The sequence below is a fragment of the Megasphaera sp. UBA4233 genome (genome assembly GCF_002395615.1).
Taxonomy (GTDB): Bacteria; Bacillota; Negativicutes; order Veillonellales; family Megasphaeraceae; genus Megasphaera; species Megasphaera hexanoica.
Genome location: NZ_DGXL01000026.1, coordinates 1 through 23782, shown reverse-complemented (window position 1 = coordinate 23782; position 23782 = coordinate 1). Strand labels below are relative to the sequence as shown.

Below are 23782 nucleotides of genomic sequence, written 5' to 3'. Positions count from 1 at the left end.
CGGACCTTGTGCTATGATATAGGGGAACATGGTATAAAGGAGTGATATACAATGGAAGATATACGGAAACAGATTGCTGTCTATATAGATGGGCACCGCGACGCCATGATAGATTTCTGGCGGCAGCTGGTACAGATAGAAAGCGGTTCAGCCAATAAGGCCGGTGTCGATGCCGTGGCGCACCGGGTACAGGAAGAACTGGATACGATTGGGGCCCATACGGAAATCCACGAAATGAAACGGGCCGGCAATATGCTCGTGTCGGTCCTGAATGAAGACGTACCGGAAGCCCCGGTTCTCCTCTTGGGACACATGGATACGGTATTCCCTGATGGTACCGTAGCAGCCCGGCCGTTTACCCTGCGGGATGGCAAGGCCTATGGTCCCGGTGTCCTCGATATGAAAGGCGGCGTAACCATTGCCGTATTTGCCATGAAAGCATTGAAAGAAGCGGGCTGGGCCAAACGACCGGTCCGCCTCGTCCTGGCCGGTGATGAAGAGGTAGGTCACTGCGATTCTGACTGCGACCAGCAGATCATGGAACAAGCCCGGGGAGCCGTAGCTGCCTTTAACTGCGAAAGCGGCCGTCTGGGAAATGAAGTCGTCGTCCAGCGCAAAGGGGCACTGACCTATCGCATGGATGTCACCGGTATTGCGGCTCATGCAGGAAATGAACCGGAAAAAGGCCGCAGTGCTATCCTGGAAGTGGCTCACAAGGTCATTGCTATCCAGAATCTGACGGATTGGCAACAGGGAACGACCTATAATGTAGGTGTCATTTCCGGCGGTACCGTAGCCAATGCCGTCCCGGATACGGCGTCTATCCTCATCGATGTCCGCTATCTCAAGAAAGAGTATGTCCTCAATATTGAAGCGAAATTACAGGATGTAGCCCATACGACCTATGTCAATGGGACAAAGACATCTCTGACGCGGCTTTCGTGCTGCATCCCCATGGAACGGATGACAGAAACCGATGGTCTGCTGGCCAAAGTCCAGGATGCGTATGCATCTTTCGGTATGCCCCGCCCCAGTGGTATCACCGTCGGCGGTGGATCTGATTCGGCCTATACCGTAGCTGCCGGCGTACCGACTATCTGTGCTATGGGTGTCGAAGGCAGCCGTCATCACAGTCCGGAAGAATACGCCAGCGTAGAATCACTGTATGCCCGCGCCAAAGCCCTGGCATACGTCGTGACCATGGTCTGATAATGTAGTTTACATAAGGGAAAAAACGACATTTCAACACACACCTTAATACACCCTAACGCACATATGCGTTAGGGTGTATTAATTCTAACGCACGTGTGCGTTAAACGTCTGTTAAGGTGCATCAGGTAAAGGCGATGGGTTCCTGATTGTTCATGGAATAGCCGTCGTTATGGGGGTCATCCAGTTCGGAAAGGGTGATGTCTTCTTTTGTTTTCAATGGTTTGATAAGGCCCGGCGGATTGAGGAGAGACAAGGTCTTCCCCTTGCCTGACAGAATCCAGAATACTTTATAGCCTCCCGGTTTGACTTCCAGATGCTCTTCTCCCTGGCCGTCGGTAAAGTAGATGAGCAGGTCGATTTTATGTTTGTTGGCGTAGGCAAAGACCGGAGAAAAGGCCGTGCCGCCCCGGTAGGGATAACGTTCCTGCAGGTCGCGGACAGAACGGACGTGATAGATTTTTTTTATCTGGTCGTCACATTCGATGACAGTGATTTCCACACGCTGGGTCTGGACGATGTGCAATACTTCTTCCATGGCCTGATGGAATTCGGCATCGCTGATGCTGCCGCTCACGTCGAGGGCGACGAGGATACGCGCCTTATAATGATGGAGTTCTCCCCGCAGGTCGAGGCGGTACGGCTGGCGGCGGCTGAGCCGGGCCGTCGTGTGTTTGGTGCCGCACGACAACGTGCCGGCCATGCGGCGCAGGTACCAGTCCCAGGGCAGGGCCGGGTTTTCACTTTTAATAGCGGCGATGGCACTGCTGAGATGAGATGGCAGATTGCCCTTATCGGCTTCGTCGAGATACTTTTCCGTAAATTTGACCATGGTCTGCGGATCGGAGGCGTCTGCCGTTTCCCATAAATCGTGGGCGTGGGCCGGGGCGAACTGGGGCTTGTCCGAATCGGTGACCTGGCCGGTCGTAGTCGTCTGGCTCTTTTTCTTCCATTCGAGGCCACGCTGGATTTGTTCGGCGTAATTTTCCAGTGTATCGTATGGCGTCAGATAGAGCTGATATTGGCCGTTGATGCGTTCAATTGTTACGCCGTCAGCCGGAACCGGGTCGAGATACGTGTTGACGATGGCATCCATGGCCAGGTTGAGGGCCAGCTTGCTGTACGAACTGCGAAGGTCCCGGGCGCGCAGGAGGTGGCGGAATACGATGTGCAGGATTTCGTGACGGATCGAACTGAGCATCTGTTCCGGTGTCTGTTCCAGAAACAGGAAGGGATGGAAAAAAAGAACGTATTTCGTACCCCGGAAGGTGACTCCCGTAGGAGCCCGGAGCGTCAGGTCCAGTTCTTTTCCCATCTGGAAAAAGAAGTAGCCGAAGAAATTGTCTTCATCTTCCATGAGAGCCAGACTGAGGCGACTGATAAAGGAGAAAAAGGCGTCCTTCAGTGATGGCGGAAGTTCAGTTGCCCGGTCTTTTGGGTCAGGAAGAAAATAATAATCGTTGGCCCAGATTTCCAGACGATTGCGCAGGTCGAATGCCTGGTCTGCCAGTGTTGTATCCATTATGATTCCTCCCGGTTCTGTTTGAAGCGAAGCCGTTCATCGACGGCAATCTGTTTAGCCCGGCAGCTGCCCTTGTGATAGATGAGGCGCAGTACGTCGGCCGGCGTCCAGTGGTAGAGCTGCTTCAGCGCGCGGCAGCCGATGAGATTGCGGACGTATTTTTCCGGTACATCGGACCGGGTGAGGACCTGGCTGAGTACGGACCGGCATTCGTCTTCGCTGATGTGGATGGACGGTGGCAGCGTGGCCAGTACAGACACGTTGATGCCCAGGAAATGCAGGGCCTGGTTGTGGGTCAGATGCATGACAAAGCGCAGTGTCCGTGCGTCGCTGCCAATGGCCTGATCGGCAGCTTCTACCGTGGGAGACTCTATATAGCGCAACGCTTCCGGATTCTGTCGTACGGCAGCCAGCTGCACCGCCGGTGCAGGATCCTTGATATACTGCAGTGCTTCCCAGTTTTTTTCGATAGCGGCCAATTGCAGTTCTTCACTGGGATTTTTTGCGTAGCGGATAGCCCAGGCCGACTGTTTCAGTGCCAGACGGACCAGCGGTTCCGATGGATTCTTAATATAACTCAGGTTATACCAGTTGGCTTTGATGGCCTTTTCGGCCAGTCCCGGGATGGGCTGGCGGATATAGCGGATAGCTTCAGGCTTATTGGCGATGGCGGCCTCTTGGATGGAGGCATCGGGCTGATCTATATACTGTATCATGAGGCCGTTTCCTTCTACGGCAGCCAGTTGCAGGCGCCGTGACGGATGGTCGATGTGGCGGATGGTCAGCGGATTTATTTTGATGAGTTCTAAATATTTTTCTTCGTCCATAATGTACCTGTCTGTAAAATAAAGATTTCATGCAGTACTATTATTGTACGAGGATTCTCCCGTTATTTCAATATCGTTCCTTGAAGCCGGCAGGAGAGATAGTGGCCAGTTTGCAGTTTGCAGAAAAAGCCGGTTTGACTGATCGGATATTTTTGCCGTCCCTGTGAAGGGAAGGTGCCCGTCAGGGCGGAAGGGTCTTTACATATATACAGAGTCTTAATTTTATGAGTCAGTTTGTCCGTGCAATGACGACGCCGGTTCGTCATGCCATATACTCGGACTCAGATACTGGAACTCAGATAATAAAAAGCCCCTTCAGACGCCTGCGGCGCCAGCTTCCCCTCGCGGGGACGCCATGTTACATGGTACTTTAAACCAGCTTTTCTTCAAACCAGCTTTTTCATCTAACGTCAAACGACCTTCGATGAACGACCTACGAAAAACGGCCTGCGGACGGCTACCTGCGGCCTGCAGATTTCAATCAACGTCAAATATGTGTAAAAAAATATATACATAAATCGGCCGCTGTCATACCGGGAGCGGCTGGAACCGGCTGTATACAGGCATTTCTCATATTGGCATTATAATTTCATTTAGATTGACAAATACAAAAACGCATATTTCATATCACATAAAGTTAAGAGAGGGGGATAGGCAGAACACGAGTAAAAAGGCATAATAGAATCAAGTGATTGTATTGCCCTGATTGATCGAAATGTACGGATATACCGGATTATTGAATACGAGGAGGATCCTGATATGGGAGCAGATATTATTTCGATTATATTTTTTATTGCAGCCATCGTGCTGGCTTTTATCCGCAAGATAAACATCGGCATCGTGGCACTGGCCCTGGCCGTGCCCTGTACCATGCTGATCGGGATGCCCGGCAAGGAAATCATTGCCGGCGTCAACGGGAATTTGTTCATTACTCTGGTTGGCATTACCCTTCTGTTTTCTATCGTCAACGATACGGGAGCCCTGGGACTGCTGGCCCGTAAAATTGTCGCCATTGCAGGAAAGAGGCTGTGGCTCATACCTGTGCTGCTGTTTATTGCCGGCGGCATCATTACCGGTGCCGGCCCGGGAGGTATTCCCGTTCTGGCCATCATGATCCCCATGGGGATCGCCATCGGCATACGGGTCGGTTACAACCCGGTCATGCTGTCGCTCATCGGCATCTGTGGCATGACCGGCGGCCGCTTCTCCCCCATTACGCCGGAAACGGCCATTATTTTCAGTGCACTGGAAAATACGGGAATCAGCAGCGCCAGCGCCGTGCCGGCCATTATCGTCAATGTAACATTGTTTAACGCCGTCGTGGCCATCGTATTGTTCATCGCCTTCAAGGGATACAAGGTAAAGGCACCGGAATCCATGGACGGCACCAGAGAAAAAATGGAAAGCTTTACGAAAAAGCAGTGGATTTCCTTCGCCGGCATCGTCGCCATGCTGGCCCTGATCATTTTTGCCAATGTCAACGTAGGTCTGGCGGCACTGATCGTTGCGGCTGTCCTGCTCTTCTTTCATATTGCCGATGATGGTAAGTGCATCAAATCCGTCCCCTGGGGAACGATACTCATGGTCCTGGGTGTCGGCGCACTGCTCCATATCGTGGCAAAGACCGGGGGCATCGCCCTCATGACACAGGCGCTGGCCGGCATGATGTCGCCGTCGACGGCATCCACCCTCATGGCCCTGTCGGCAGGGCTCCTGAGTTTCGTCAGCTCCGCTCTCGGCGTCGTCTACCCGACCATGATGCCCATGAGCGTCGGCATCGCCCAGCAGATCAGCGGCATCAATCCGGTGGCTCTCATGTCTGCCGTCGCAGCCGGCGGTTCCTGCAGTGGCATTTCCCCCATGTCCACAGGTGGTGCCATGATCATCGCCATCATGGCTGTAGAATTGAAAGACCGCTTTACCAAAGAACAGCAGAACAAAGTATTTGTCCAGCTCCTCATCATAGCAGCCGTCAACCTGCTCGTACTGATGATCTGTGCATTCCTGTTCTTTGATGTCATCGCCAACATATTCTGTCCCATGTAAAAACAATTATATAGTACGAAAACGGATGGATATGTGACACATTCGTCTCGAAAATAAATAAGGACCTCGTCTTCCATTGAAGATGGGGTCCTTGTTTGATAGTAATATGACATAAAAAAGTATATTGTGTTACAGTTTTATGACACAAAGGCCTTGTGAGGGGTGGTATGTTGGTAGTAGAATAAACGTAAGTGAAAAATAACTAATTTTAATACTACTCTTTCAATATTCATCTATGTGCAATCATGCTGATGCAAGTAGCACTTGTATAAAAATACTATAGCAGAAATTACAAGATGCTATTTTTCAACTATAAAGGAGGTTATTTTATGGGTATTTTTTCCTTTAGAAAACGAGAGGAATTTCCTAAAGAAAAACCGATAGAAAATAATAAAAAATTGGATTCAAATGATGATATGCAACATGAAATACCTGATAAACCAGATGAAAATGAGCAATATGACAGGGATTTGCAGGAACAAGAAGCGAAACTGATTGTCGAAACCTGGAGATTAAGAATGGCTATTATCCAGGAAAGCCGGTTTATACAAGATGCCAAATCGATAAACAGGCTGAGAAATCAGATGACCAGGTTTGACAAGCATTATTTTCCCGGAGTACTGGATATAGGTCTGGAAGTTCTTGATTTTTCTGGGAAAATATACGATCCGGGATTGCCGATCAATCCCATAAACCTCGCGGATTTTCAGGATGAAGATGATAAGTTGATGATTGAATTTATGATGGAACCGGTTATAAAAATTAAGAACAGTCCCGATATTATTCATAAGGGAATTGCTGTTTTAGGGAGGATAAAAAAATAATATGAAATACTATGTAGGAATTGATTTAGGCACGACTAATAGTGCCATATCCACTTTTGATGGAGAAAATGTCCGTGTTTGGAAAAGTAAAAAAGATCAAAATGATGTTACGCCATCTGCTATATACATTGATAAACGGGGAAAACGTTTTTATGGTAAAACAGCGTATTTGAAAGCCGCACAACAGCCGGACAGATGCGCTGTTTTGTTTAAGCGGTATATGGGAACCAATACGCTTTTAACTGTCGGTGATGAAAAAATGAGCCCGGAAGAATGCAGTGCGGAAATATTAAAAGAACTATATAAAAACTTACCGGAAGAAATTCGGGAAAGTGATGAAAAGGCGACAGTTATTACGGTTCCTGCCGCATTTAATCAAATGCAGAATGCAGCGACAAAAGAAGCAGCTCAAAAAGCGGGACTGGGAAAAGTGGCATTAATGCAGGAACCTGTAGCAGCTATTATGAGTGTCATGCTGGTGAATTCCAAAGACGCCAACTTTGTTATTTATGATTTAGGCGGCGGGACATTGGACGTTGCTATAGCAGAGAGTATTGGCGGTAAAGTCAATTTATTGGCCCATAACGGCATTGCCATGTGTGGTGGCAGAGATTTCGACCGAATTCTAATGGAAAAAATAGTGATTCCATGGCTGCAGGAAAACTATGATCTTCCATCGCATACGGAAATGCAGCAGAGCAATAAGTATAAAAAATTATTGCGCATCGCCTCATACAAGACTGAAATTGCTAAAATTGAACTGTCAACAGATGAAACTTCCAGTGTCGATGGAGAAACAGGTGTCACTGACGAATCAGGGGAAGAAATTTACCTTGACATAGTGATTGAACGTGAACAATTTAACCAGCTGATACATGATATGGTCATGCAGTCTATTAAAGCCACAAAAGAAACAATTGAAAAATCCGGCTTAACGAAATCGAATATAGATCGTATCGTTTTTATTGGCGGGCCTACAAATTATAAACCTTTGCGTGACAAAGTTTGTGAAGAAACAGGTATCCAGGGCAGTATAGAAGTTAACCCGATGACTGCCGTATCGGAAGGTGCTGCCATTTTTGCCGAATCTATTGACTGGTCCAGTGAAGAACATGGAAGAAAAGCGACGAGAAAGAAAGTAGAAAGCGCAGATGCGTTGGGGTTAAGTTTTAAATATGTCTCGAGAACCACTGAAAATCAGGCTCGTGTGGCGGTTTCTCTTACGAAATCTGCAACTGGTTATACATTTGAAATAAAATCTGACGATACAGGCTGGACGTCCGGGCTGGTGGATTTAAAGGATAAGGCCAAGGTAATCGTTCCACTGGAAAAACGTGGAGACAATCATTTCAGCGTAGAAGTATTTGATAATTATGGCCGGAGTATACCTTTGCAGGAATCTCACATCATTATTTCATATACGATGGCAACGGTAGGGGCTATTTTAGCATCTCATTCTATCGGTGTTGAAGTAAGGGAAAGCAGTACTTCGACCAGATCCACTTTAGATTATTTAGTCCGGGAAGGTGATACGTTGCCGGCAAAGGGAACCAAGGTGTTTCGGGCTGCAGAAACAATCAGAGCCGGCAGTCCGGCTTCATTGAATTTTAAGTTGTGGGAAGGGGAAATTGAAGACGAAGTAGAAGATAATCGCTTTATCGGCTGCATCAAGGTCAGCGGTGAAGATTTTTCATATGGCATGATTCCGGCAGGGGCAGAAATTGAGTGCTCGTTTGTCGTCAATGATTCAGGTTCTATCGATATTGAATTGAACATTGATTCTATCAGTCAGAGTTTTAACAGTAATAAGAATTTCTATTCTCGTCAGGAAGGTCAGGTTGATTTAGACCATATTGCCAATAAAATCAATGCTGATGGCAAAAATATATTGGCAAAAGTAAGAGGCCTGTCTTCGCAGCTGGATCAACCGTATGAAGAATTGAATGAATGCGGGGAAATTGCATCTCGTGCTATTTGTGTCAGACAGGAAACCAGTGATAGAGAATCATTACAGCATTTATCGGATGATATCCTGCATGCAAAACGGATACTGAATCGGATAAAACGAGAAAATTTACAGAAAATCAGAGAAAAGGATCTGGAACAATTAATAGAGTATTACCATGATACCACAGAGAAATACTCGGATGAAGAGGATCGTGAACGCTATGAGAAATTATTTGCCAATGCCAGACTGGTTATGGGTGAAAACAGCTCAGCTTTTGACAATATGTTGCAGTCCGTTAGATATTTAAATTTTGACGTTCTGTATAAAAATAATCCGGAATTTCCAATAAGATGGTTTATGTATAAAATTCAAAATCCGGAAAATTATAGCAATCAGGAACAATTTTATCAATTAGCAGAAATTGGGAAAAAAGCAATTGAACAAAATGATATTTCAACTGTTAAACAAGTTATTGGTGAATTAGCAAGAATTGAAATTGCAGATGACGAACCAGATGTTATGACTAACATTACTAAAGGATAAGAGAGAGGAAATAGTATGTTACTAGAGGAAAACCCGTTTTATATTTTAGGCGTACATTCTCAATCAGACAAAAATAGCATTTTGGAAGCGGCTGAAGATAAATCATTTGATGATACGGAAAATGAAGATGCATATAATCGCGCCCGGGATATATTGTTGAATCCGCACAAGCGGATTGCAGCTGAAGTCAGCTGGTTTTTGGGTGTATCATCGGCTGATTTGAAGGGATTGCTTGATGATTTGGAACATGTATATACATTCCAGAATGAAGTAGAGGAATTTGTAGTTATTGTCAATCGCTTGAAACAATTAGATATCGAAACAGCGGTAAAGCAAATTATTCGCCTGGATTCATTATATACGGAGCTGTTACCGGAAAAAGTGCGCTTTCTCATCAATGCAGATAGAAAATCAGCCGGGTTTCCTTTAGTGCAGGAGGTCCAGGATATTCAGCAGGGAATACATGGCCTGGAAGACGACGTCCATCGTGCGATTCAGCAATATACAAAAAAATTGAAACGGCCTGTATATAGCCGGTTGGCCAATGAAATAGCCGAGAACGTTTCTCGCAATAAAAACATTTTTGGAAGTATTTTAACAAGATTTTTTGATACCTATAAGCTGGACATGAGTACATATGTACTAAAAGAACAGGCAGACATGGAGCAGCTTTTCAAAAATGAAACATATACGTCTGACTTTTTTTTGAATCATTTGGAAAGCCATGTTAGAGTCATGTCGAGCATCACGAAGGCAGAATGCATTTTAATAGACAGCCGTGGAGAGGATTCTTTTAGCAGTGATGTCAAAAATTATTTTTCTACACTTGCAAGGAACGCTTTGGCTATTCGCGATGAAGGGAGAAGGGATATAGCCTATAAGATCTTCCTGCTGTTAAAAGAATGCTTCCCTCTTGTTGCAAAAAGGTATGAAGATTTTGAATCGATTCTCCAGTATTTAAAAAGAAATAATCAACCAGTTGGACGCCCGGTTAGGCGCCCGGTTGGGCGACAATCATCAACTTTTGCATACAAAGAGGCAGAAACAGCTTTTGAAGAAATACTAAAACAGATAGAAGCAGAAGGTCATTTTGAAGCGGGATATGAAAACCAGAACAGAAACTTTCTGCAAAACAGTTTTGAAAAAAGTTTTAAAAAAATTGTTGAAGAATTTATCCGGCATTCTGGATATACTCCAGAAGAAAAAGAAGCTGTTTTTTTATATGCCTCTCTTATCTACCTTCAAGTGGGCAACTTATACACATGGATAAATGATGCAAAACTCGCTAATGAATATGGAAAAAAAGCGCAGGAATATGCCAGACTCGGTTCGGATCAGAAGATTTACAACGCGGCATGCGAATTAGTGAATGCTACTTCTCATACAGTTTCTCATACAGTGCAATCTGCTACAGCGCAATCTGGCGGCAATGCTAATGGTAATAAGACGGGCAATGGCGCTACATGGATTGTCTGTATATGCATTTTTTTAGGCATTTGTGGTGGGGGAATCGCAGGAGGAGTTATTGGATTTATTATAGGATGTGTCATTGCAAATGCGGTGTGCAAATCATAAGAAGTACGGCTGAAAGTGGTGAGATGAAACTATGAAATGCGAGAATTGTGGGAAAGAGATTCCCAATGAAAGTAAATTTTGCATATATTGCGGTACTCCGTGCAAGAGGCAGATTCAATGTCCTACTTGTGAAGCGATGGTTGATGCAAATCTGAAATATTGCCCCCAATGTGGCAGCCCATTACCCCAAAACGTTGATAACCATGAAAATCAGCCTTCGCAAGACAAAACGGCTGCCGATGCATTTGATGAAAAAAATATAATGGATCATTCTGCTGTATTGGAAGACACCATACGGGATAAAGATGAAATCCGTGATAGTGGCAGCCATAACATATCAGATAGGCAAGAAAGGGAAACATCTGCACAACAGCCGGTGGAAAATACACAACAGCCGGTAGAAAATGAAAAAACAACAGCATTTGCCCGGTTGCTTCAAAACAGAGCTGTTGTTTTTGGTGGTATTATCTTACTTTTTATTATTTTAGGAATGGGAGTCTTCTTTCATAACGAAAATAAACAGCCGGTTAAAAAAGATATTCCGGTTACAGAAACTAAAAAAGAAGTACCTAAAAAGAAGGCTCCGGCCTCTGACTTGGCACTGGGCCCCGTATATGTAGGTGAATCATGGACGGAGGCGCATCAAGAGTTGGGCAAGGAACTTAGTAGTGCGACAGAACCTCATAATTATATTCGCTATAAATTCAAGGATATGGAAGTAGTTGTCAGTGATGGAACGGTTGTAGCACTTGTATCACGGGATTCATCTGTTAGCACTCGTAAAGGAATTCATCAGGGAAGTTCCTTATCAGATGTGTTAAATGCATATGGTTCCAATTATCAGGAATCCGATTATGATTCACAAACGTATTATGAATATACCTATAAAACAAAAGATGGCGTCCCGGCGCTATTACGCTTTGCGGTTAACAATGACAGCCATAACGTGGATTACATAAGTATCAGGGATTTGTCAGATGATATAAACAATGCGAAAAAGGCGTTTTTGGCCTATCACAATGCATTGTCCAGAGGACAAATAAAGGATGCTTTTCAGTATTTTACACCGGGTATGCAGGACAGTGTAGGAGGATATGACGGGTATGCAGTAGGGTATGGGAATACCGTGGAAAGCAAAGTTACAAACATCGGTATCCAGTCGGCAGGACCCAGCAAGGTGGTTTTTTCATACAAACTGCAGTCCAAGGATAGGATTCCTGGTAACAGTCGTTTAAAAGTACAACACTTTACAGGAAGTGTGACGATGGTAAATGATAATGGCCAGTGGAAAATTCAGGAGATAAGTGGCCAGAAAAATGGTGAACGTCTGGAATGATTTTGAGGGAAGGAGACAGTAAAAATGGCTAAATTTTGTTCACAGTGTGGAACTCCATTACCTGAAAATGCAAAATTTTGTAGCAAATGCGGGAAAAAAGTGTATGATGCTATGGAAGATGTCAGGGAGCCATTAAAGCAGCATGACCATAATGAGCCGCCAATGGAAACAATGGTCTCTTCAGACATAGAATCGGATAAGCAGACACAGACGGTCCATTCTATAACTGATCATCCCATGAATATGGGTACAACTAATACCAATATGAAAATGCAGGGCCATGACAAAACTTCTGCTTTTGATAAAGATATGTTCACGACTAAAATGACTTCACCTGTCGAGGCTGTAAAAAAAGAAGTACAATCCACGAGTAGTCATGCAATCGGTAAGGGGCGTTCTGGTATATTAGGAGTACTGGTAGATAAGTATTTTACATATAATGGAAGACTGAATCGCAAGCGATATTTCCTTAGAGGACTATTGATTTTTATTATACTCATTATAGATACTCCTTTTCTGGATGCAATTCCTGTTTTGGCGGTTCCTATAATGTTTGTTCTTACTATTAGCAGTATTATGTTGGGGATTCGACGTTGCCATGATGTTAATAAATCCGGTTGGTTTTATCTTTTAGTTTTTGTTCCCATTGTAAATATTATTGCCAGTCTTTATTTACTGTTTGCTCCTGGCACGACGGGACCTAATACATATGGACCAGATCCCCTGGCGGATAATTAAAGCATATGGTACGAAAAAAGGCCGCAACAAATTGAGCTTTTATCTCAGTTTGTTGCGGCCTCCTCTTTTTTGTAAACTATTCCTTCCCCGGCCCGCTCTTTTCCTGCAAACTGCAAACTCGGGCCTGCAAACTATCTTTCCGTCCTGCGGCCCTTCTCCTACTCGTCGTCTCTTTCGCCCTGATCGTCTCTGGCCATTTCATGGCCGTCTTCGTAGCCGTTCATGTACTGTTCGTCGTCTGCTGACGGGTCGGCATATTTTTCCAGGCCCGCTTCATAGCCTTCGTCAAACCCCTTCTGGTACCGGTCTTCATCATCTGATGAGTTTCTGGCTCTTTTGGCCTGTATGGCCTCTATCCGTTCCCTGTATCCCATGTCGTAGTATGTACGGTAGTCTTCTCGTTCCGATTTGGGCTGATAAATGCCCTTGCCGGCGTCCTGGAATCCGTCGCTGTATCCGGCCCGATACCAGTTTTTGGCGGGCTTTTCCACAGGCTGATCCTGTGCCTTTGCCGCCGGCTTTTCCTGTTTTGCTTCCTGTGTTTTTACGGTTTGGCTATCGGATGCTGGTGATTTTGCCGGCCTGGTCGTGGCAGGTTGGTGGGTTTCGCTGCTGTATAGGGCTATACATCCGATTATACATAAAACAGCTAATAGTTTTCGCATACGTTCATCTCCTTGGGTATCTTTGCCGGGAGCCGCCATAGCGGTGAAAGGGGCTTTATTTCAGGTGATTGAATAAGGTCTGGCGGGTGATGTTGAGCATGGAAGCCACTTCGGTTTTCGTATACCCCTGCTCCAAAAGGTCGTTGATGACCAGCTGCTGGAAGGTATGCTGGGCCTTTTTCATATCCAGTTTGAACGTCCGCGGGTCGATGAGGTGGACCCGCTTTTTGTGATTCGTCTGGTCAAAGAGATAATCATAGGAAGGCGAATCGGGTTTCCCATAAATATAATACCGCAAAGCTGTACTGCGTATTTCCCGGATATTGCCCCACCAGTGATGGTCCTGTAATGCCTGGCGGAGCGGTTCCGGAAGGGCAGATTTTTTTACGGTGTGCCCGGCGAATTCCGACAGGAAATGGAGAAAGAGGTAGACAATATCGGCAGGCCGTTCGTCGAGAGACGGCAGGGTAAGAGTCAGGGTGTTCAGGCGGAAGTATAGATCCTTGCGGAACGCGCCCTCGTTGATTTTTTCGATGATATCCGTATTAGTGGCGGAAATGATGCGGATATCGAGGGGAATGACATAGTCGGAGCCGATGCGCATGACCTGTTTCGTTTCCAGGACGCGCAGGAGCTTGGACTGGATAGCCGGCGACATGCTGTTGATTTCATCGAGGAAAATCGTTCCGCCGTGGGCCAGCTCGAATAATCCCGCTTTGCCTTCCTTACGTGCTCCGGTAAAAGCGCCGCTTTCATAGCCGAAGAGTTCGCTCTCCAGCAGTTCCGGTGGCAGGGCGGCGCAGTTGACGGCGACGAAAGGACCGCTGCGGCGGGGACTGGCATTGTGGATGCTCTGGGCGAAAAGTTCCTTGCCGGTGCCACTTTCTCCCTGGATGAGGATTGGTGCGTCATAGGCGGCCATCGTCTCTGCCGTCGCCTTGAGGGCTTTCATTTTTGCATCCGCCGTCAGGATATCAGCGAAATGATGCACTGCCGTCAGCCCCGTTTTGGAGAGCTTATAGCGGATATTCTTTTCCATTTTTTGCAGCTGCGTGACATCACGGATGCTCAGGATGTACCGGGTCTGCTTGTCAATAGAAAAGGGTGAGGAATTCAGTACGAGCGTATAAGGTGGTTTTTCTACGATTGTATTGGAATAGGAATAGGCATGGCTTCCCTGCTGCCTGGGGAGAATGGTTTCCATAGACGGAGTATCTTCCCTGATCTTCAGGAACAGCCGGGCCTGTTTGTTAATATGGGAAATAGTGCCTTCGGCATCGTACATGATGATGCCTTCATCGACGTGGGACAATACAGAGGAGAGCAAAGATAACTGCTGCCGTTCCCGCTTATTGAACGAGGCCAGGTCGTGGGCATACTGATACAGTGAAAAGATAGTCGGATTGCTGGGCATGATAGTAAATATGGGCAGAGGAATGTTGGTGATGCGTGGCAGGATAGCTGTGCCGACGATAGCAATATCGGGACCGACATCGAGACTGTCCACCAGATGTTCCAGATCTGGCCGGTCTTTATAGGTATATATTTCCGTTTTGCTCCGTAATTCCGGCGGACACATAGAACTTTCGAAGATGACACTGGAATTCAGGAGAAGATAAATTTTTTTATACTTCCGTGCCTGTTCCAAGGCGTACATAATATCATAGGTCGAAATGTACAGACGCAGGACCGGGACTTCCCGGATGACAGGAGCTAGTTCCTGATAGGTGCCGCCGCTGGCGATGAGAACTTGTGCCCCTTCTTTTATCATATCCCGGGCCTGCCGGAAGATATGATTGAAATCGAGTATGGCTACGTCAATGGGCATACTGTCCGGTTCTTTCGTGTGATTCCATAAGGCTTGTTCGATTTTATTTTTCATGACCTGGTCAGTGGCCAGGAAGCAGATTTTTTCCAATATCCTCACCTCGCTTTCAGTGTACGGGAAAATAGGGATAATGTCAAATTAATGTAAAAAAATATATACGCCGCTTGCAGTTCATCCCGCACATACACCGCTAGATCCCTATATATGGCTAATTTCATATTTGGCATTGAAATTTCATATATACTGGCGAATGAAATGCTCATAAGACTGATTGTATAAAAAGAAAGGAAAAGGTGAAAGACATGACTGAAGGATTATTGGAAGGTATCCGCGTTCTCGATTTTACAGGTTTCCTGGCTGGTCCCTACTGCGGGATGTTCCTGGCTGATATGGGAGCCGATGTCATCAAAGTAGAAAATTTACTGACCAAAGGCGAATTCTGCCGCTATGCCCGGCCACTGGAAGAAAAGACAGGCCGCAGTATGTATTTTGGCAATCTGAACAGGAACAAACGCGGTTTTGCCGTCAATCTGAAATCAGAAGATGGGAAAAAGGCCTTTGCTGAATTGGTCAAATCGGCCGACGTGCTTCTGGAAAATATGCGTCCCGGCGTTATCAAAAAATTAGGGTTCGGCTACGAAGAATGTAAAGCCCTGAATCCGCGCATCATATTTGCTTCCATTTCCGGCTTTGGCCAGTACGGCCCCTATTCTTCCCGTCCGGGATATGATCTCATCGCCCAGGCTATGGGCGGCTCCATGAGCATTACCGGATGGCCCGGTTCGGAACCGACCCGTGCCGGCATGGCAATCGGCGACATGATGGCCGGCATGAATTGCTGTATGGGCATCCTGGCATCGCTGATTAAGCGGCAGAAGACCGGCGTAGGCCAGAAAATCGATGTAGCTCTTGTCGATTCCATCGTCTCCGGCCTGGAAGCCAAATGCATGCAGTATCTGTATACCGGCAAAGTTCCTGAAAAGACGGGTAATAAATACATTTCTTCCGCTCCTTACGATTCCTTTAAAGCAAAGGATGCCTATTTCGTACTGGCCAGCGGGACGGACAAGCATTTTGAACACCTCTCGGCAGCCATGGGCATGCCTGAACTGGCACAGAATCCGTTGTACAAGAATACGGAACTGCGCAAAAAGAATGCAGATTCCCTGAAAAAAATCATTGAAGACTGGGCCAGCGATAAGACGAGCCGGGAAGTCGTCGATATCATCCTCGGTGCAGGCGTTCCGGCCGGTCCGATTTATGATATTGCCGACGTATGCAACGATAAGAATATCGTTGAAGCCAGAGATATGCTGGTCAAGGTTCCTGACAAAAAAGCCGGCGAATTTACCGTCCTGGGCAATCCTATCAAGATGGATACCTATCCCTGCACATACCGCAAATCGGCTCCGGACCTCGGTGAAGACGATGTGGATATCATGAAGGAACTTGGCTTTTCGGATGAACAGATTGCGGCTATGCAGGCCGATGGCGCTATTAAATAGGAGGAAGAATCATGGGTAAAAAGATAACCGTCGTAGAAGTCTGCCCCCGCGATGGCTGGCAGAATCATAAAGTTCCCATTCCGACGGAAACAAAAGTCAAATATATCAAAGAAATGATCGATTACGGTGCCACTATGTTCGATCTCGTCTCCTTCGTCAGCCCTAAGTGGGTCCCGCAGATGAAGGATGCGGCAGAAGTCCTGCAGGAAAGTAAGAAGTATGCGAAAGAATTAGGAAAAGATATCGAATTCATGGCTTTGACACTGAATGGCAAAGGCATTGAAAATGCTCTCAAGGCCGGTGCGACGAGCGTCCAGTTTGTCATTTCTGCCAGCGAAGAACACAATAAACGCAATGCCAACCGGACCATAGAAGAATCACTGGAAAACTTCAAGGCTATGGCATCCCAGGTCAAAGGAGTAAAGATGACCCTGGCACTGGCCTGCGGTCTCGGGTCTCCTTTCGGTGATGACGTACCGGCGGACCGGATCAAATATCTGTGTGAAGAAGCCTTTAAGGTCGGCGTCACCCGCATTGGCCTCGGCGATACGGCAGGTATTTCCAATCCGGCCCATACAAAAGAAATTATCCGCGCCCTGAAGTCAATCTGTGATATCAGTCAGATCGATATCCATCTCCATGATGCGTACGGCATGGGCCTGGCCAATGCTTACGCAGCTGTCGAAGAAGGCGTAACCTCTCTCGATGCAGCTGCCGGCGGCCTGGGCGGCTGCCCCTTCGTGCCCGGGGCCAAAGGTAATATCGCAACAGAAGATCTGGTGCATATGCTGCAGGCCTTAGGATATGATACAGGATATGATCTGGATAAGGTCTTGTCCACCGTCCGCTCTATGTGCGACGAAATCCAGGCTGTTCCGACGAGCAGTCTCATCCAGGCACGCAAGTGTCATCAGGGATAATTTTTCCAATATGTCTATTTACAGGAGGTAACAGAATGAAACAGTTAATGACGGGGAATGAAGCCATTGCCCGGGGGTTATATGAAGCCGGCGTGTCCTTTGCTTCTGCCTATCCTGGTACGCCCAGCACAGAAATCCTGGAAAACGTAGCGAAATACGACGGTATTTCTTCCGAATGGGCACCAAATGAAAAAGTAGCCATGGAAGCAGCTATCGGCGCTTCTATCGGTGGTGTCCGCTCTTTTGCAGCTATGAAGATGGTAGGTCTCAACGTGGCCGCCGATCCGCTCTTTACCTTTGCTTATCTGGCTATCAACGGTGGTCTTGTCTTTGTTTCCGCCGATGATCCGGGCATGCATTCGTCCCAGAACGAACAGGATAACCGCAACTATGCCAAATTTGCCAAGATTGCTATGCTGGAACCGTCCGACTCCCAGGAAGCTAAGGATATGGTTGCCGAAGCATATAAAATCAGCGAAACTTATGGTACGCCGGTCATGCTGCGCATGACGACCCGTGTCGATCATTCTAAGAGCCTCGTGGAATTGGGTGAACGCGTTCCCTTCAAAGCGGTTCCCTATGTCAAACAGCGTGATAAAATGGATCCCGTGCCGGCTATTTCTAAAGTACGACGCTTCGTTGTCGAAGAACGGGAACAGAAACTGAAAGAATACAGCGAACAGACGCCGCTCAATTTTGAAGAAATGCACGATACAAAAATCGGTATCATTACAGCCGGTGTATCTTACAACTATTGTAAAGAAGTATTTGGCGACAATGCATCGTACCTGAAACTGGGCTTTTCCTATCCACTGCCCATGAATAAAATCCGTGCCTTTGCCGATAAAGTCGATACGCTGTATGTCGTCGAAGAACTGGATCCGTTCATGGAAGAACAAATCCAGCGCACCGGCATTTCCTGCCATGGGAAAGACGTCATTCCTAATATCGATGAATTGAACCCGAACATCATTGCTGAAGCGATTCTCCATAAAGGACAAGAAGGGGTCACCGTTTCCGATGACTTATTTGTCCCCCGTCCGCCTGCGCTCTGTGCCGGCTGTCCCCACCGCGGTTTCTTCTATGAACTGGCTAAACGTAAAGATACGGTCATGGTCGGCGATATCGGCTGCTATGCCCTGGGCGGTGCTGAACCGCTCAATGCCAAAGATATGGCTCTTTGCATGGGCAGTGCCTTCTCTCTGGGCCACGGCATGGTCAAAGCCTTTGCTGACAGTGGCCAGCAGAAACGGGTCGTAGCCGTCATGGGCGATTCGACTTTCTTCCATACGGGTATCAATGCCCTTACAGAAGTATCGTATAATAAATCCAATACGATCTGTGTCATCCTCGATAACCGCATTACGGGCATGACCGGTCATCAGGAAAATCCTGGGACGGGCTATACCATTAAAGGCGAACCGACAACGCTCATCGATGTAGAACGAGTTGTCCATGCCCTCGGAATCCGCAATGTCCGTACGGTCGATCCGAATAATCTGGCCGATATGAAAGCAACCCTTGATTGGGCGTATTCCATCGAAAAGGAACCGGTCGTCATCATTACCAAGTGGCCCTGCGTACTCAAGAAATATTCTCACGAAGATGCAGAAGAATTCAATCTCGATAAGACACCGTGCGTCATCGATGAAGAAAAATGCATTGGCTGCAAGAAGTGTCTGACCACAGGCTGCCCGGCCTTACGCTTTAATCTGAAAGATAAGAAATCGGAAATCGTGGAATCGGACTGTGTCGGCTGCAAAGTTTGCATGCAGGTCTGCCCGGTCAAAGCCATCAGCAGAAAGGGGTATAAATAATGAGTGATGTAAAAAGTGTTCTTCTCGTCGGTGTCGGCGGTCAGGGAACGATTCTGGCCAGCAAGATTCTGACTATGGGGCTTATCGAAAATGGATATGATGTAAAAATGTCGGAAGTACACGGCATGAGCCAGCGGGGCGGCAGCGTCAGCACCCAGGTCCGCTTCGGCAAGAAAGTCTATTCTCCTATCATCGGGGAAGGGACGGCAGATCTCCTCGTCTCCTTTGAAGAAATGGAAGCGGCCCGTTATGCCAAGTATTTGAAGAAAGATGGCAAAATCGTCGTTAATACCTACCGGATTCCTTCTATGCCGATTTTGTCCGGGTCCCGGACCTATCCGGAACACATCGTTGAAAGTCTCTCTGAACAGGTGCCGACCATGACGCTTGATGCTACCAAGATTGCTACCGATCTGGGTAATCCTAAAAGTGCCAATGTCGTTCTCCTGGGTGCGCTCATCAAGGCAATCGGCATGACGGATATCGATTGGAAAGCCATTATTGCCAAGGCTGTCAAACCGAAATTCATCGAAGTTAACCAGAAAGCCTTCGATGCTGGATTTGCCGCTGTTTAATCCGTATACGGGAAGTAAGATGTAACGCAGCAGATGGGTCCTGCTTTCCCGGCAGTATGGACATAGATATAGGTGTATGAAATAAAGGGCTCCGCCTGCCATGAGAGGCGGAGCCCTTTGCTGTTCTTGGATATCTTTTGGGTGGAGAGATAACAGATGACCGGAAATATGCTATAGTAATATTCAGAGAATACCAGGCGGGACAGGAGTGATGGAAATGTTGATTCTGATAACGTTATTTGTTTTGGGGTTCCTATTGGGACTGACCGGGGCTGGCGGAGCTGGTGTGGTCATTGCCGTGCTGACGGCCGCCTTTGGCGTGCCCATTCATCTGGCTCTGGGGACGAGTCTCAGCGCCATGACTTTTACGACCTTATCCGGGGCGGTCAGTCATTTCCGTGAAGGAAATGTCCGCATCCGCACCGGAGCTGCTGTCGGTGTATTCGGTGCAGCCGGCGCGTTTACCGGTGCTAAAATCGCGGCTATGATTCCGGCGGCTGATTTGCACTGGTTCACTGGTGGCATGATGCTCCTCTCTATGGCACTCATGTACTTGCGCCTCTATCATCCCCAGTCCGGGCCGTTTGCCTATGTGGGCACGACTGAACTAGAGGGTGGCTCCCGATTCTGGCTGACCGCAGTGCCGGCCGGATTCGTCGTCGGTTGTCTGTCCGGCACCTTCGGCATTGGGGCGACGCCCTTCATCCAGCTCGTGCTGCTCATCTTATTTGGGCTGCCCCTTCCCGTAGCTATTGGCACGACGATGATGGTCATCCTGCCCATTGCCGTGTTTGGCGGTCTGGGTTATCTGCTGGAAGGCAATCTCGATTTCACCTTGTTCATCCAGGTCGTTGCCGGCCTCATGACCGGGGCCTACATAGGAGCTAAATTTACCCGGCGCATTCCCCGGAAGGTTTTGAAAGTCGTCATGACCATCATTCCCGGTATCGGGGCATTGGTGCTCTTTTTAGAATAATGTCAGCAGTCCCATGATGAAAACCAGAGTGGGACTGCTTTTTTTTGCCATCTATCATGGTATAATTATTTCATACAGGTAAAAGGACGTGATAGTATGGCAAAGATAGCACTTAAACTGGAACAGAAAACAAAATTGTCCCAGATACAGCGGCTGACCATTCAGATGCTGACCCTTCATTCACAAGATTTGACCGATTTCCTCCATGAACAGGTGACCGATAATCCCCTCCTCGATATCCGGTATAAAGATGTCCGTTCCAGCAGCGGAGACGGCAAGGAAAAGCCCATTGACAATATCAAGAACCGCGGTGATTCGCTGGAAACAGGGCTAATGAAACAGCTGCGGGTACAAAACGTTCCCAAAGCCACCATGCTGGCTGCCGGCCTTATCATCCGCTCCCTTGATGAAAAAGGTTTCTTTGCCGGTGATCTTGACCTTCTGGGCCAGGATTATGCCCTGTCGCTGGAAGATATGGAAAAAGGACTGGCTCTGGTGCAATCCTTTGATCCGCCGGGCATCGGGGCCCGTTCTATCTGTGAAGCCCTGCTTATCCAGACCCGGCGCCATGACGATGCCCCGCCGCGGACGGAAGAACTCCTGCAGGACCATTATCAGGAATTCCTCACGGGGAAATGGCAGAAACTGCAGAAAGAAATGGAACTCAGCAATACGGATCTCCAGTCTATCCGGGATTTTTTGAAGACTCTGGCTCTGCAGCCTGCCGGACAGGCTGAGACGGAAACGGAATTTGTCCGTCCTGATGTGGAAATCTATACCGATGAATCGGGCCATCTGGCGGTCCGTTCTCTGGAAGAACTGCCGGAAGTGTTTTTCCGTGAAGACCTTTATAAGGAATATGAAGAACAAGGCGACAAAAAGACGCGGACCTATATCCACAAGGCACGGAGGGCTTTCCTCGACCTCCAGTCGGCTCTGGCCTATCGCTGGCAGTCTATTTTTACGGTCATGGATTGTATCATACGCCATCAGGAGGGTCATTTCCTCTATGGCGATACGCTGCAGCCCCTGCGCCAGAAAGATATAGCTGTCGAAACGGGACTAAGCACGGCGACAGTGAGCCGTGTCTGTCATGGCAGATATGTTCTCTTTGACCGCCGGACCTATGCCATACAGGATTTCTTTGCCCAGTCCTACCGGAGAGACAGCGGGGCTGAAGGGGAAATTTCTGATCAGGCCATCCGGCAGAAAATGGCTGAGCTGATTAAGGAAGAAGATGCAGCTCACCCCTATTCCGATCAGGAACTGGCCGACCGCTTCGCCGCTGCCGATATCCATATTGCCCGCCGGACGATAACGAAATTCCGCCTGAAGATGCGTATCCCCAACAGCAGTATCCGCCGGAGACTGAAGAACGGATGATTGTGAAAAAATAATTAACGGATAATCATTATTTTTTATTGACAAATGGACTTTTTTAGTATACAATTAACTTGTAATCGAAAATGATTATTCACTAGTAAATAAATTCTACTTAAATACATCAATACATCACATTAAATATATCCATTTCGTTCCCGTCAAAGGAGGAAACTATTATGAAACGCGTAGAATTTTATCGTAACAATATAGATGGCAAGGTATTAGTACTTACGGGAGGACAAACTCCGGACAGCGTTATCTATGATGGCCAGGAACTGACCCGTCTCGTCGCAGGCTCTGTCGATGCGGCACAGGAAAAACACGTACCGTCTTTTCAGAAAATCGATGGACACCTGGAGGTCCACGTTGGATCCATTACCCATCCTATGGAAGAAAAGCATTACATCGAATGGATTGCCCTGGTTGATGACAGCGGCGTCCACTTCCACTACCTGAAGCCGGGTGAAGAACCGAAAGCTTTGTTTGAAACAGGCGATGCCGGTGAAATTTACGCCTACTGCAATCTCCATGGCCTGTGGAAGGAAAGTTTTGAAACGGGCGATGCCGACGTTCTCGATGGCGCTGCCTGCTCTCCTGAATTCGGCGGCTGCCGGATCCATGAATTATAATAGGAGGCCCTGATCATGAGCATATACGATTACACCGTCAAGGATATCCGGGGCAATGACGTGCCCTTGAGCCAGTATAAGGGCAGTGTCCTCCTCATCGTCAATACGGCCAGCAAATGCGGTTTTACGCCGCAATATGACGGCCTGGAAGCTTTATATCAGAAATATAAAGATAAAGGTCTGGTCATTCTCGGTTTCCCTTCCAATCAGTTTCTCGAACAGGAACCGGCTGATAATGACAGTATCGAAACGTTCTGCCGCATCAACCATGGCGTGACATTCCCCTTATTTGCCAAAGTAGACGTACGTGGCGGACAGGCTATTCCTCTCTATCAGTACCTGACGGAAGCAGCACCCTTTGCCGGTTATGAACTGGATAAAGAAAGCGGCCGCCTTATCAAACAGGTCGTCGCCCAGTATTATCCGGAAAATGCCGATGGCAACGGCGTAAAATGGAATTTTACGAAATTCCTCGTCAGCCGCGACGGCTCACAGGTTCAGCGATTTGAACCGAGCACGACACCGGAAGAACTCGATCCGGTCATTGCCCAAGCTCTTTCCTAAAGCACTTCCACCTATCATTACACCTCTTCCCTTCTAAAGATAACACCTCTTCCATTCTAACGATACATACGTTACACACATCAGAAACAGGCAGCACCATGAAGCGGATTAAATTTCATGGGGCTGCCTGTTCGTTTTGTTGTCATAGTACAGTTTTTTGCTAGGACAGTAAAAAAATATATTTTTTTAGCAAAATCCCTTGACAGTAGTAGCGCGATTTGGTATTATAATTAAGCGTTCCGATGAACGCACCTGATAAAAAGCCCGGTATTCAATACATAAAATAATGTGTTGACAAGCTAGTGCGAATGTGGTAAAATACCTTTTGTCATGCGGAAGTAGCTCAGTGGTA

The 23782-nt window shown here is 47.2% G+C and carries 19 protein-coding genes; 15 read left to right on the top strand and 4 right to left on the bottom strand.

Annotated elements, in window-relative coordinates; genetic code table 11:
- Window positions 1–51 precede the first annotated feature (51 nt).
- Window positions 52–1209 carry a M20 family metallopeptidase gene (locus B2U90_RS09440; RefSeq protein WP_200817497.1) on the top strand — a complete coding sequence of 386 codons (1158 nt, stop codon included), beginning with the start codon at window positions 52–54 and terminating at the stop codon, window positions 1207–1209.
- Window positions 1210–1333: 124 nt separating this feature from the next.
- On the opposite strand, the gene B2U90_RS09435 is transcribed toward B2U90_RS09440, so the two are convergent.
- Both B2U90_RS09435 and B2U90_RS09430 read right to left on the bottom strand, forming a co-directional pair.
- On the bottom strand, window positions 1334–2731 hold the full coding sequence (locus B2U90_RS09435) for a VWA-like domain-containing protein (protein WP_292017645.1): 1398 nt from the start codon (window positions 2729–2731) through the stop codon (window positions 1334–1336).
- The gene (locus B2U90_RS09430; RefSeq protein ID WP_292017644.1) at window positions 2731–3558 is read right to left on the bottom strand and encodes a hypothetical protein; all 828 of its coding nucleotides are present in this window, start codon (window positions 3556–3558) and stop codon (window positions 2731–2733) included. Before B2U90_RS09430 ends, B2U90_RS09435 begins: the two co-directional genes overlap by 1 nt.
- Before the next feature lie 759 nt (window positions 3559–4317).
- Here B2U90_RS09430 and B2U90_RS09425 point away from each other — a divergent pair.
- The 6 genes from B2U90_RS09425 to B2U90_RS09400 all read left to right on the top strand — a co-directional run bounded on the left by B2U90_RS09425 (window position 4318) and on the right by B2U90_RS09400 (window position 12568).
- A complete protein-coding gene (locus B2U90_RS09425) occupies window positions 4318–5604 on the top strand; it encodes an SLC13 family permease (protein WP_292017643.1) in 1287 nt (428 codons plus the stop codon).
- A gap of 329 nt (window positions 5605–5933) precedes the next feature.
- The gene (locus tag B2U90_RS09420) at window positions 5934–6428 is read left to right on the top strand and encodes a hypothetical protein (RefSeq protein ID WP_292017642.1); all 495 of its coding nucleotides are present in this window, start codon (window positions 5934–5936) and stop codon (window positions 6426–6428) included.
- Between the two features lies 1 nt (window position 6429).
- Window positions 6430–8919 carry an Hsp70 family protein gene (locus B2U90_RS09415; RefSeq protein WP_292017641.1) on the top strand — a complete coding sequence of 830 codons (2490 nt, stop codon included), beginning with the start codon at window positions 6430–6432 and terminating at the stop codon, window positions 8917–8919.
- A gap of 15 nt (window positions 8920–8934) precedes the next feature.
- Window positions 8935–10494 (top strand): hypothetical protein, encoded by a 1560-nt coding sequence (locus tag B2U90_RS09410; RefSeq protein WP_292017640.1) that lies wholly within the window; start codon window positions 8935–8937, stop codon window positions 10492–10494.
- 31 nt (window positions 10495–10525) lie between these two features.
- A complete protein-coding gene (locus tag B2U90_RS09405; RefSeq protein ID WP_292017639.1) occupies window positions 10526–11830 on the top strand; it encodes a zinc-ribbon domain-containing protein in 1305 nt (434 codons plus the stop codon).
- Window positions 11831–11854: 24 nt separating this feature from the next.
- Entirely contained in the window at window positions 11855–12568 is a 714-nt protein-coding gene (locus tag B2U90_RS09400) for a DUF805 domain-containing protein (protein ID WP_292017638.1), read from the top strand.
- A gap of 158 nt (window positions 12569–12726) precedes the next feature.
- On the opposite strand, the gene B2U90_RS09395 is transcribed toward B2U90_RS09400, so the two are convergent.
- Together B2U90_RS09395 and B2U90_RS09390 are read right to left on the bottom strand one after the other, a co-directional pair.
- Window positions 12727–13233: a hypothetical protein gene (locus B2U90_RS09395; protein WP_292017637.1), complete on the bottom strand. Its 507-nt coding sequence runs from the start codon at window positions 13231–13233 to the stop codon at window positions 12727–12729.
- A gap of 55 nt (window positions 13234–13288) precedes the next feature.
- Window positions 13289–15160: a sigma 54-interacting transcriptional regulator gene (locus tag B2U90_RS09390; RefSeq protein WP_292017636.1), complete on the bottom strand. Its 1872-nt coding sequence runs from the start codon at window positions 15158–15160 to the stop codon at window positions 13289–13291.
- Between the two features lie 203 nt (window positions 15161–15363).
- Between B2U90_RS09390 and B2U90_RS09385 the strand changes: the two genes are divergently transcribed.
- The 8 genes from B2U90_RS09385 (at window position 15364) to B2U90_RS09350 (ending at window position 23430) form a co-directional block, all read left to right on the top strand.
- On the top strand, window positions 15364–16566 hold the full coding sequence (locus tag B2U90_RS09385; protein WP_113855236.1) for a CaiB/BaiF CoA transferase family protein: 1203 nt from the start codon (window positions 15364–15366) through the stop codon (window positions 16564–16566).
- 11 nt (window positions 16567–16577) lie between these two features.
- Window positions 16578–17486, top strand: coding sequence for a hydroxymethylglutaryl-CoA lyase (locus tag B2U90_RS09380; protein WP_113855237.1), 909 nt, complete (start codon window positions 16578–16580; stop codon window positions 17484–17486).
- Between the two features lie 35 nt (window positions 17487–17521).
- On the top strand, window positions 17522–19303 hold the full coding sequence (iorA, locus tag B2U90_RS09375) for an indolepyruvate ferredoxin oxidoreductase subunit alpha (protein ID WP_292017635.1): 1782 nt from the start codon (window positions 17522–17524) through the stop codon (window positions 19301–19303).
- A complete protein-coding gene (locus B2U90_RS09370; RefSeq protein ID WP_292017634.1) occupies window positions 19303–19878 on the top strand; it encodes an indolepyruvate oxidoreductase subunit beta in 576 nt (191 codons plus the stop codon). Before iorA ends, B2U90_RS09370 begins: the two co-directional genes overlap by 1 nt.
- A gap of 217 nt (window positions 19879–20095) precedes the next feature.
- Entirely contained in the window at window positions 20096–20854 is a 759-nt protein-coding gene (locus B2U90_RS09365) for a sulfite exporter TauE/SafE family protein (RefSeq protein ID WP_292017633.1), read from the top strand.
- A 96-nt stretch (window positions 20855–20950) separates the two neighbouring features.
- Window positions 20951–22237, top strand: a complete 1287-nt coding sequence (rpoN, locus tag B2U90_RS09360) for an RNA polymerase factor sigma-54 (protein WP_292017632.1) — start codon at window positions 20951–20953, stop codon at window positions 22235–22237.
- 176 nt (window positions 22238–22413) lie between these two features.
- Window positions 22414–22866 (top strand): desulfoferrodoxin family protein, encoded by a 453-nt coding sequence (locus B2U90_RS09355; RefSeq protein ID WP_292017631.1) that lies wholly within the window; start codon window positions 22414–22416, stop codon window positions 22864–22866.
- Window positions 22867–22881: 15 nt separating this feature from the next.
- On the top strand, window positions 22882–23430 hold the full coding sequence (locus B2U90_RS09350; protein ID WP_292017630.1) for a glutathione peroxidase: 549 nt from the start codon (window positions 22882–22884) through the stop codon (window positions 23428–23430).
- The last annotated feature ends 352 nt before the right edge of the window (window positions 23431–23782 follow it).

Excerpts from the sequence above, each read along its gene's own strand:
- B2U90_RS09370 (WP_292017634.1), top strand. The coding sequence starts at position 19,303 with ATGAGTGATGTAAAAAGTGTTCTTCTCGTCGGTGTCGGCGGTCAGGGA.
- B2U90_RS09435 (WP_292017645.1), bottom strand. The coding sequence starts at position 2,731 with ATGGATACAACACTGGCAGACCAGGCATTCGACCTGCGCAATCGTCTG.
- B2U90_RS09425 (WP_292017643.1), top strand. The coding sequence starts at position 4,318 with ATGGGAGCAGATATTATTTCGATTATATTTTTTATTGCAGCCATCGTG.
- B2U90_RS09380 (WP_113855237.1), top strand. The coding sequence starts at position 16,578 with ATGGGTAAAAAGATAACCGTCGTAGAAGTCTGCCCCCGCGATGGCTGG.
- iorA (WP_292017635.1), top strand. The coding sequence starts at position 17,522 with ATGAAACAGTTAATGACGGGGAATGAAGCCATTGCCCGGGGGTTATAT.
- B2U90_RS09410 (WP_292017640.1), top strand. The coding sequence starts at position 8,935 with ATGTTACTAGAGGAAAACCCGTTTTATATTTTAGGCGTACATTCTCAA.
- B2U90_RS09430 (WP_292017644.1), bottom strand. The coding sequence starts at position 3,558 with ATGGACGAAGAAAAATATTTAGAACTCATCAAAATAAATCCGCTGACC.
- B2U90_RS09365 (WP_292017633.1), top strand. The coding sequence starts at position 20,096 with ATGTTGATTCTGATAACGTTATTTGTTTTGGGGTTCCTATTGGGACTG.
- B2U90_RS09350 (WP_292017630.1), top strand. The coding sequence starts at position 22,882 with ATGAGCATATACGATTACACCGTCAAGGATATCCGGGGCAATGACGTG.
- B2U90_RS09420 (WP_292017642.1), top strand. The coding sequence starts at position 5,934 with ATGGGTATTTTTTCCTTTAGAAAACGAGAGGAATTTCCTAAAGAAAAA.
- B2U90_RS09415 (WP_292017641.1), top strand. The coding sequence starts at position 6,430 with ATGAAATACTATGTAGGAATTGATTTAGGCACGACTAATAGTGCCATA.
- B2U90_RS09355 (WP_292017631.1), top strand. The coding sequence starts at position 22,414 with ATGAAACGCGTAGAATTTTATCGTAACAATATAGATGGCAAGGTATTA.
- B2U90_RS09440 (WP_200817497.1), top strand. The coding sequence starts at position 52 with ATGGAAGATATACGGAAACAGATTGCTGTCTATATAGATGGGCACCGC.
- B2U90_RS09405 (WP_292017639.1), top strand. The coding sequence starts at position 10,526 with ATGAAATGCGAGAATTGTGGGAAAGAGATTCCCAATGAAAGTAAATTT.
- B2U90_RS09400 (WP_292017638.1), top strand. The coding sequence starts at position 11,855 with ATGGCTAAATTTTGTTCACAGTGTGGAACTCCATTACCTGAAAATGCA.
- rpoN (WP_292017632.1), top strand. The coding sequence starts at position 20,951 with ATGGCAAAGATAGCACTTAAACTGGAACAGAAAACAAAATTGTCCCAG.
- B2U90_RS09385 (WP_113855236.1), top strand. The coding sequence starts at position 15,364 with ATGACTGAAGGATTATTGGAAGGTATCCGCGTTCTCGATTTTACAGGT.
- B2U90_RS09395 (WP_292017637.1), bottom strand. The coding sequence starts at position 13,233 with ATGCGAAAACTATTAGCTGTTTTATGTATAATCGGATGTATAGCCCTA.